The sequence below is a fragment of the Methylobacterium sp. E-005 genome, from assembly GCF_022829725.1.
In the GTDB taxonomy this organism is placed as follows: Bacteria; Pseudomonadota; Alphaproteobacteria; order Rhizobiales; family Beijerinckiaceae; genus Methylobacterium.
This window is the reverse complement of the sequence record NZ_JAKSYG010000137.1, coordinates 41329-49455: the sequence shown is the minus strand read 5'-3', so window position 1 is coordinate 49455 and position 8127 is coordinate 41329. Positions and strand designations below refer to the sequence as shown.

Below are 8127 nucleotides of genomic sequence, written 5' to 3'. Positions count from 1 at the left end.
GGCGTTGGCCTCGACCCGGTAGGTCGAGCCCGGCGCGAAGGCGGCGTTGCCGGTGACGGTCAGCGTGCCGATCGAGTTGCCGGGCGACACGGTGCCGCCCGGCAGCGCGCGGATCCCGCCCACGATGCCCGTGCCGCCGAGCAGGCCGCCGGATCCGACCGAGACGGTGCCGGAGATCGTGCCGTTGGCGTAGAGAGCGCCGCCCTGGCCGATGCCGACGTCGAGGCCGAGGCGGTCGCTGGAATCCATGTGCAGCGTGCCGGTGACGTTCCCGAAGTAGCCGGCGGCGGAGTAGAGGTCGAGGCGGCTCCAGTAGCTGAGCGGGCTGCCGTAGAAGGCAGCGAGCGCGTTGGTCTCGGTGTTGACCAGGATCTGGTTGACTGTCGCGGTCGAGAGCTGGCCGTAGAGGCCGCCGTTCGGCGCGAGGGTCTTGGCCGCGCTCGTCGAACCGCCGTAGAGGGGCGCAAGCAGGATCGAGGCGTCGGGTCCGTTGGCGGGCGCGGCCTCGCGCGGCGCCTGGGCAAAGGTCAGGGTCGGCAGGCCGTAGGTCAGGCGGCTCTGGTAGAGGGCCTGGTTGGCGGCGGACGGCACGTAGGGGTTGCCGGCCTGGTTGGCGGCGCTGCCGGCACAGGCCGCGACGGTGTTGCCGCAATGGGCGGCGAGGTAGGCCTGGAGCTCGCCCTGCGCCTTCACGAACTGCGCCGGCAGGTTGACCGCCGTGCCGGTCACCGCCGCGTTGTTGATGTAGGCCGGGTTCGTGAAGGCCTGCGCGAGGTCGTAGGTCGCGAGCGCCCGGCTTCCGATGACGTCGAGCGGGTAATGCACGCCGAGCGCGACTCGGCTGTAGCCGTAATCGGCCGCGCGGGCGAGCATGTTCTGGTACTGCTGCGGCACCAGCATCGCCAGCAGGATGCCGTCGGTGAACGCGTAGGTGGTGTGCCCGCTCGGGAAGGACGGGTTGGTGGCGATGCCGCTGAGCGCCGTCGGATCGTAGATGTTGAACCGGGCGGGCGCCGCCTGGACCGGCCGCGAGGAGCCGTAGACGTCCTGGCCCGGCTGCGTGTTGGTGACGCCGTAGGCGAGATCGTAGACGCTGTTGGTGGTGTTGGGCAGGCCGTTATAGGTCGGCAGGCTGTAGCCGGCCGGCGCCACTGCCGGAGCCGCGACGTAGTTGTTCGGCGTGACGCTCGGGTTGTTGGCCGCACCGTTGGCGCAGTAGTTCTTGGCGACGCCCAGATTGTTGCCGCTGAAAGTGTACGCGCCGACCAGGAGATTGACCACGCTGCCGAGCGGGCCGCTCGCCCCCTGCGCGACGCCGCGCTGGTAGATCGGGCCGAGCTGGGCGCCGAGACCGCCCACGAGCTGCTGCGGGACGATCCCGTTGACCGGCGTCTGGGCCGGCAGGCCGCCCGCGAGGTTGGCGGCCACGCCGTAGGTGCCCAGCCCCACCGAGGACAGGTTGTTGCTGGCCGAGCCGAGGAGGCTCTTGTCGCTGATCGCGCGCTGCTGCTGCGCGAGGCCGGCAGCGGTGTTGATCGCCGCCGATTGAGACACGTTGAGTTGCAGCGTCTGCTGACCGGTGGCCGTCGCGTTGAGGGCGAGATACGGCGCGAGAAGATTGAGCACGTTCACGTCGGACGGCGTCGTATTGACGGTCTGTGCCCGCACCCCCGAACTGAATGCCGCGACCATCAAGGCCGCAATCGAGACCCCGTGTCGTAACGTCATCTTTGGCCCCCAAAGCCCGCGGCCGTCCGGCTGCGGCAGCAGACTTAGCGAAAACTACCGGCGCAACGACGTCATAATCTAGTCACGATAAGCAGAATCGCCCCGTGTCGCATTCAAGCAACACAGATACTCTTAGCCAACACATAAATTGATCCGGAAGCACTGCAACTGTTATTTCGAACGTCAGGGCTCGACGTGCCGTCAACGTCCGGCGGACCAACGTCCGACCGTCGCCACAACCCTTGAAGTCACCTTCATGGCCTGTTGTAGCCAAACTCAAATCTTGGGCCATCAAGAACAATGACGACGATGCGAAGTCGTTCATCGCACGAATGTTGTCCCCGCACGGCGTAATCGCTCAAAGGCGTCACCGAAGCGTCACGGGCGCATCTTAATCGGGATTTTACCAACACACCTGATTCCGCGTGAGGGTTCATGTCCGATTCCGCCGTGCTGTCGCCACCGGGGGCCGCAGGAGTTCGACCGGCCGGTCCCCCCCGCCTGGATCACGGGATGCACCCGGGCGGGGTGATCGCATTCCTCCTCGTTCTGGTGGCGGGGCTGGGCTACGCGGTCGTGAGCCTGATCGCCGACATGAATGCGGTCGGCGAAGCGCCCCTGGCGTACGGCGCCTTCGCGCTGCTGGGGCTCGCCCTCCTGATCGCCCTCGCCTTCGAGTTCGTGAACGGCTTCCACGACACCGCCAACGCGGTCGCCACGGTCATCTACACCCACTCGCTGCCGCCCCTCGTGGCGGTTATCTGGTCGGGTTTCTTCAACTTCCTCGGCGTGATGCTCTCCTCCGGCGCGGTGGCCTACGCCATCGTCACGCTGCTGCCGGTGGAGCTGATCCTGAACGTCGGCTCCCACGCGGGCTACGCGATGATCTTCGCGCTGCTGCTGGCGGCAATCATCTGGAACCTCGGCACCTGGGCGTTCGGCCTGCCGAATTCCTCGTCCCACGCGCTGATCGGCTCGGTTCTGGGGGTCGGCCTCGCCAACCAGCTGATGAGCGGCGGCGATGGGACCTCCGGGGTCGATTGGGGCCAGGCGCTCAACGTGTTCAAGGCGCTGCTGTTCTCGCCGATCTGCGGCTTCGTGCTGGCGGCGCTGCTGCTGCTCGCGCTGAAGTTCACCGTGCGCCGCAAGGATCTCTACGCGGCGCCGAAGGGCGACGCCCCGCCGCCCCTGTGGATCCGCGGCCTGCTGATCCTGACCTGCACGCTGGTCTCGTTCTTCCACGGCGGCAATGACGGCCAGAAGGGCATGGGCCTGATCATGCTGATCCTGATCGGCGCCGCCCCGACCGCCTACGCGCTGAACCGCACCATGGCGGACGACACCACGCCGGCCTTCGTGCAGACCTCGATGGCGGCGAGCCAAGTCTTCGCCGCCCGCGCGCCCGGCGCCCCGGTGCCGGAGGCCGCCGAGGCGCGCCGGACGGTGACGCAGGCGCTGAAGACCAAGGACCTGAACACCCCTCCGGTCTTCGCGGCCCTCTCGGCGCTCTCGACCGACATCGCCGCCAGCGTGAAGAATTACGGCGCGATCCGGACGGTGCCGGCCGCCCAGACGCAGAACCTGCGCAGCGACATGTATCTCGCCTCCGACGCGGTGCGGCTCCTGCCGAAAGCCGGCGCCGACCTCTCGGAGGCCGAGAGCGGGACCCTGAAGCGTTACGCGGGGCTGCTCAATGACGGCACCCGCTACATCCCGGGCTGGGTGAAGGTCTGCGTCGCGCTGGCACTCGGTCTCGGCACCATGGTCGGGTGGAAGCGCATCGTCGTGACGGTAGGCGAGAAAATCGGCAAGACGCACCTCACCTACGCGCAGGGCGCCTCCGCCGAGATCGTGGCCGCCGGCACGATCGGGCTCGCCGAACTCTACGGCCTGCCGGTCTCGACCACCCACATCCTGTCGTCGGGCGTCGCCGGGACGATGGCGGCCAATGGTTCGGGGCTTCAGATGTCGACCGTGCGCAACATGGCGCTGGCCTGGATCATGACCCTGCCAGCCGCCATCACCCTTGCGGCCGGATTGTTCTTCATCCTGCGCCACGTGTTCTGACGCGCGAGCACCATCCCGACCGGTGAGGGCCGGTTACAGGATGAGGCAGACATAATGATCGACAGCGTCGTCCCGGACCCAAGGCCCGGGACGATGCTGTCTGAGAATCTCTCTGACCCGGAAATCGGGTTTCCAAAGGGCTGAAGCCGTTTGGCGGGTTCTCAGGGCGGAGCCCTGAGAGGACGGCCAGGGCTCTGCCCTAGACCCGCGAAAGGTCCCGATCCTTCGAAACCAGGATTGGAGCCACCCGCGCGACGCGGAAGACCTTCATAACGCAGCCGGCCGGGTTCGCCGGGCCCGCCCCGTGCGCCCCCCCGGGCCCGAGCGGGCGGCGTGACGCCCGGCCAGCTGCGGCGCCCCCCGGCGCCTCAGGAACTCGCCATCGCCCGCACGAAGGCCAGACAGGTCCGGCGCGCGGCGGGGTTCTCGATCGCCGAGAAGACCGTGACGAGATTCGCCGCCTGGAGGACAGCTTCGCCGCGTCCCTGCTGCTCGGGGGAGAAGGCCGAGACCGGAACACCCAGCACGTCCGCGAGGCGGGCGAGGTTGTCCCGGATCCGGGCCGCATCCGGCAGGGGCGCAGGCGACGGCGCCGGCCCCTCAGGGTAGCCGGGCGCCATGGCTCAGGCCGCCTTGTGGCCGAGCTGGATCGCCTTGGCGATCTCGGACCGGCGGACAGCGTAGCCCGGGGCGACCATCGGGTAATCCGCCGGCAAGCCGTACTGGAGCCGGTAGCGCTCCGGCGTCAGGCCATGCGCGGTGAGGTGACGCTTCAGGGTCTTGTAGGACCGGCCGTCGATGAAGCTGATCAGGCCGTCATGCTGGATCGAGGCCTCCACCTTCGCGGCATCCGCCCCGGCCCAGCGCGCACCGCCCTGCCCCGCCCGGTCGCGCAGATCCGCGATGGCCGTGTGGACCTGATCGATCAGGCTCGGCAGCTCCGCGGCCTCGACGGCGTTGCGGGAGACGTAGGCCGCCACGATGGCACCGACCTTCTCCAGCATGAAAACGGGGTGCACTTCTTTCAGGTTGTTCATTTCGAGCTTCGCTGTCTGTTAGACCTTCGCGGAATCGTCGATCGGATTGATTTTCATCCGGTATCTCACGGAGTTAGATCGACGCCGAAAGCCGCTCGGGTGACTGGGGTGGGACCGACCTCAAGTTCGCTTCGCCTCGTTTCTTGAGGATGCAGAAGATATACAATATGTGTCGGATCGCGCTTGTCCGACGGCGCGAGGATTTTTGCTCCACGGCGCAGCCCAGCGGCATCAAGGTTGAGAATACTGATGCAGCCACTGTTTTCGACTGTTGGCCTTCACCCACGAAACAGTTTTCCGCTCTGGCGCGATATGCTGCGCCAACAATCGCTGCCGATCGAAGCAGAGCGCCTCGACGATACGCCGTTTGAAGGCCGGCTCGATGTCGCAGATATTGGTCCAATACAGCTCACTCGTATTGCGCAAGGCAACATCCGCAGCGAAGTCACACCGGAACTTCTGCAACGCCTGAGGAAGGGCGATACGCTCGTCGTGCTGTTCAAGCTCGCCGGAACCTTGACGGTCCAGCAGTCGGGGCGGATTGCGGAGCAGCAGGCGGGCGATTTCGTGGTGATCGATCACCGGCCCGCGATCCTGACATCCGGTCCGGGGAGCCAGTCCCTGTTCCTGGAACTGCCCCGGGAGCGGCTGGAGAGCCTGCTCGGGCCGGCCGGCCTCTATACGGCGCTGACGGTCGGCGCGGATCTGAGCGCGACGCGGCTGGCCACGATGTTCTTCCACGATCTGATCCGGGTCCGCCGCCAGCTCGCGCCGGACGCTGCGGCCCGCATGACGGCGATCGGCAGCGACTTGATCGTGGCCAGCATCGCCGAGCGGCTCGCCCAGGAGGTGCCCCAGCCCCTGCACGGCACCGTCGTGGTGCAGCGTGCCAAGGCCCATGTCGAGGCCCATCTCCACGCACTCGACCTCGATCCGCGCACCCTGGCCGGGGCCCTGGGCGTGTCGCTGCGCCGCCTTCAGGACTTGTTCCAGGCGTGCGGCCAGTCCGTCTCCGACTACATCTGGGAGCGCCGTCTGGAGGCCTCCGCCAAGCGCTTGGCCGATCCCGCCTGCGCCCATCTGGCGATCGGCCTCGTCGCCTACGGTTGCGGCTTCACCAGCCAAGCCCACTTCGCCCGCCGCTTCAAGGCCCATCATGGCATGACGCCCCGGGAGTACCGGCAGGCCGCCCTCGTGGGCGCCCCCTGACCGGCCGAACCGGGGCGCCCGGTGCCGCCCCTTAGGAGGCGCGATCGCTCCGGCGCAGGCTCGCCGGCAGGGCGAACAGCGCGAGCGCGGCGGCCACGAGGCAGAGCGCCCCGATGCCGTAGAGGGCGGGGGTGGTCGAGCCGGTGAGGTCCTTCACCCAGCCAACCATCACGGGGCTGACGATGCCGCCGAACTGGCCGAGGGTGTTGATCAGCGCGATGCCGCCCGCCGCGCCGACGCCGGTGACGAGCTTGGCCGGCAGGGTCCAGAAAGTCGGGATCGAGGCCACGATGCCGGCCCCCAGCAGTGCCAGGGCGAACATCAGCGGCACGATGTGCTTGTCGAACAGGCCGGCGCCGAAGAAGCCGAGCGCCGCCGCAATGGCGAGGCCGGCGACGAATTTCGGCCGCTCGCCCGAGGCGTCCGACAGGCGCCCGATCACCACCATGCTGATCGCCCCGCAGATGTAGGGGATCGCGGTCAGGAAGCCGACGGAGGCCGCCTGCCCGCCGCTCGCGGTCTTGATCAGGTCAGGCCCCCAGAAGTTCAGGCCGTAGGAGCCGATCTGCAGCAGGAAGTAGATCAGCCCGATCATCAGGAAGCCCGGCTGCCGGATCGCGCCGAGGAGCGAGTGGTCGCCGATATCCTTGTTGTGATGCGCGATGCGGCTCGACAGAAGCGACTTCTCGGGCTCCGACAGCCATTTCGCGTCGGTGATCCGGTCGTCGAGGCGGGTCAGCACAAGAAGGCCGAGGACGAGGCAGGGCAGGCCGCCGGCCAGGAACAGCCATTGCCAGCCGGCCAGTCCCCCGACGCCGTTGAGGCCGCCGAGGATCAGCCCCGCCACCGGCGCGCCGAAGATCCCCGAGAAGGCCGAGGCCACGAACATGAACGAGGTGATCCGCCCGCGATGCGAGGCCGGAAACCAGATAGTCAGGTAGTAGAGGATGCCCGGCGCGAAGCCCGCCTCCATGGCGCCGATCAGGAAGCGCAGGGCGTAGAAGTGCCACTCGCTGCGGATGAAGATCATCAGCGCGGTGGCAATGCCCCAGGAGATCATGATCCGGGCGATCCAGCGCCGCGCCCCGACCCGGTAGAGGAACAGGTTCGAGGGCACCTCGAAGATCACGTAGCCGACCACGAACATGCTGGCGCCCAGCCCGTAGGCGACGTTGCTGAAGCCAAGATCGCTCTGGAGCTGGAACTTGGCGAAGCTGATGTTGATGCGGTCGAAGAACGCGAACATGTAGCAGATCATGATCAGCGGCATGAGCCGCCACGCGACCTTGCGGACGATGGCGTTCTCGGTCACCGCGCCGGCCTCGACGGCGGCCGGCGACCCGGACAGGGCTGCGGTCATGGTTTCCTCCGTTTTTTTGGGTTTGGGGGAGCGGTGCCGCCTTCGGGTGGGCGGCTTTTCGCGGAATCAAGCTTGGGTGGGCAGGCTTACGACCGACGACGGTAATGCCGTCTTTGCCGGGCCCGGCGCGGGTCCCCCCTCCCGTGCGGGAGAGGTCTGCTTTCGCAGAAAGCCGGGTGAGGGATCAGGTCTGTTCGAATGTGGCGCCTCGCTGGCGTGCTCGATCCTGGGAGTTCTCGTCCCTCACCCCAACCCTCTCCCGCATGGGAAAGGGACTCGTCGTGCCTAATCGCAGATCCAGCCGGATCCCCGTCCGACCGGGGTGAATCAAGCTTTGCTCAACCGCCGCGCGTTGGCCTGGACCTTCCGGCGGTAGCTGCGGATCACCTTGCCGTTCGAGGCGCCGGTGGCGAGCATCAGGGCGGCCTCGCCGGCGGCCATCATCTTCTCGGTCACCATGAGTTGCGCCTCGGCCTGGGCGGCGGGTCCACCGAGGGCGAACATCGCGAGACGCTGCGCGATGACGCCCTGCGCCTCCAGTCCCAGCATGGCCATGTCCAGGCCTGTCTTCCACCAACCGAACAGCATTGCGTTCCTCATGTTGCCCATGGCAACTGTTGCATAGGGCAACGGCCGAGCCTGGTTTCGGGTCCCGGCATGCGCCCAGGTCTGCGTGGGACGCAAGCGTTATCCCGCACCGCGGCATCGTGGCTTTGCACCGCCGCG

7 protein-coding genes are annotated in these 8127 nt (G+C 67.6%); 2 read left to right on the top strand and 5 right to left on the bottom strand.

Annotated elements, in window-relative coordinates; translation table 11 throughout:
* The coding region (locus MKK88_RS15555; RefSeq protein ID WP_244001178.1) for a phosphatase PAP2 family protein at positions 1-1728 on the bottom strand (1728 nt) is incomplete at its 3' end.
* Between the two features lie 435 nt (positions 1729-2163).
* On the opposite strand from MKK88_RS15555, the gene MKK88_RS15550 reads away from it, so the two are divergent.
* Entirely contained in the window at positions 2164-3795 is a 1632-nt protein-coding gene (locus MKK88_RS15550; RefSeq protein ID WP_244001177.1) for an inorganic phosphate transporter, read from the top strand.
* A gap of 368 nt (positions 3796-4163) precedes the next feature.
* Here the strand turns inward: MKK88_RS15550 and MKK88_RS15545 are convergent, their stop codons facing one another.
* Together MKK88_RS15545 and MKK88_RS15540 are read right to left on the bottom strand one after the other, a co-directional pair.
* Complete coding sequence (locus MKK88_RS15545; RefSeq protein ID WP_244001175.1) at positions 4164-4415, bottom strand: hypothetical protein; 252 nt, start codon at positions 4413-4415, stop codon at positions 4164-4166.
* Between the two features lie 3 nt (positions 4416-4418).
* Positions 4419-4832, bottom strand: a complete 414-nt coding sequence (locus MKK88_RS15540) for a MucR family transcriptional regulator (RefSeq protein WP_244001173.1) — start codon at positions 4830-4832, stop codon at positions 4419-4421.
* A gap of 249 nt (positions 4833-5081) precedes the next feature.
* Here MKK88_RS15540 and MKK88_RS15535 point away from each other — a divergent pair, with 249 nt between their 5' ends.
* Positions 5082-6041 carry a helix-turn-helix domain-containing protein gene (locus MKK88_RS15535; RefSeq protein WP_244001171.1) on the top strand — a complete coding sequence of 320 codons (960 nt, stop codon included), beginning with the start codon at positions 5082-5084 and terminating at the stop codon, positions 6039-6041.
* 31 nt (positions 6042-6072) lie between these two features.
* Here MKK88_RS15535 and MKK88_RS15530 read toward each other — a convergent pair whose 3' ends face one another.
* Entirely contained in the window at positions 6073-7401 is a 1329-nt protein-coding gene (locus tag MKK88_RS15530) for an MFS transporter (protein WP_244001169.1), read from the bottom strand.
* Positions 7402-7728: 327 nt separating this feature from the next.
* Positions 7729-7989, bottom strand: a complete 261-nt coding sequence (locus MKK88_RS15525; RefSeq protein ID WP_244001167.1) for a hypothetical protein — start codon at positions 7987-7989, stop codon at positions 7729-7731.
* Positions 7990-8127: the final 138 nt, after the last annotated feature.